A 1,392-nucleotide genomic window follows, 5' to 3' on the forward strand; every position below is an offset into this window, starting at 1 on the left:
AGCTCCTCAAAAAACACACCGGACACCACTAAATATTTTAAGCTGTCCTTAAGGCGCTCTGCAGTAGAAGCAAGCTTGCCTCCTAGCACTGGAATTTTATTTATAAGTGACTCTAGCTCTTCCTTCGCTTTTGAGTATTCCTTAGCTGTACGTAAACGACCTAATACATTGTGTAATGCTCCAACATTTGGTGCAATGGACATTTCATTATCATTCAGAATGACAATCATATTTGTTTTTGCATGTCCAATATGATTTAACGCTTCAAGTGCCATTCCGCCTGTTAAAGCACCGTCCCCAATAATAGGGATTACATAGCTATGTTCTTTTTTAATATCACGTGCCGCTGCCATACCCATGGCTGCTGATAAGGACGTCGAGCTGTGACCTGTTTCCCACTCATCATGTTCACTCTCCACGCGCTTCGGGAATCCACAAAGCCCTTTGAACTGACGTAGTGTGTCAAATTGACTCGCACGACCTGTTAAAATTTTATGCACGTAAGCTTGGTGGCCAACATCCCACAAAAACTTATCTTTTGGACTGTCAAACATTTTATGCAGCATTATCGTAAGTTCAACTACACCTAAATTTGGCCCGATATGCCCACCTGTGACAGAACATTTTTCGATTAAGAAGGTACGAATTTCTTGTGCAAGTTGCTCAAGCTCCTTCTTATTTAAGTTTTTTAAAAAGGATGGACTAGTTATTTTATTTAAATCCACCTTTCTCACACACCTTTTCAATAAAATATTCACCGCAATTGTGTTTCCACCATTATAGCAGTGTTATCAATATGCTAAAAGTACGAGCACTTCATTGAATGCAAATTGCAAACGTTCCCACCTATTCTAGCATATTCTTTTCCTTCAACGCCTTGATTTTCTCTCTTAGTTTTTACGATGAACAATATACGCAGCAAAGTCGCGTAATAAGCTGGTATCGATTGGTAATTGATCGAGTGCGTTAATGGCATGTTGATAATGCTCAGCAAGCTTTTCTTTTGCTCCCGCTAATGTTAAAAGCGCTGGATAGGTGCTTTTATCACTAGCGATATCTTTCCCTGCTGTTTTCCCTAGTTCTTCAGTTGTTCCTTCAATATCTAAAATATCATCCTGAATTTGGAAAGCTAGACCAATGTGATGTGCATATTTCTTTAATGTAGCACGATCTTGATTGGACACATCTGCTAACACGGCTCCCGCTTCAATACTAAAGCGTAATAATGCACCTGTCTTATTGACATGGACCTGTTCTAGCTCTGTTAAATTAAGCTGACGTTGCTCTCCTTCCATATCAAGTACTTGACCACCAACCATGCCTTCTGCTCCTGCTGCGACACTTAATAATTGGACAAGTTCAATGCGCTTTTCAGCAGACAATTCCATACGT

General features: G+C 40.0%; 2 protein-coding genes. Both read right to left on the minus strand.

Annotated elements, in window-relative coordinates; all coding sequences use genetic code 11:
• A partial coding sequence (locus tag RT445_RS23395) for a 1-deoxy-D-xylulose-5-phosphate synthase N-terminal domain-containing protein (RefSeq protein WP_313471730.1) occupies nucleotides 1-725 on the minus strand: 725 nt, incomplete at its 3' end.
• Nucleotides 726-890: 165 nt separating this feature from the next.
• On the minus strand, nucleotides 891-1,392 hold a 502-nt coding region (locus RT445_RS23400), incomplete at its 5' end, for a polyprenyl synthetase family protein (RefSeq protein WP_313471732.1).

Source organism: Lysinibacillus sp. (assembly GCF_032093475.1).
Classification (GTDB): domain Bacteria; phylum Bacillota; class Bacilli; order Bacillales_A; family Planococcaceae; genus Lysinibacillus; species Lysinibacillus irui.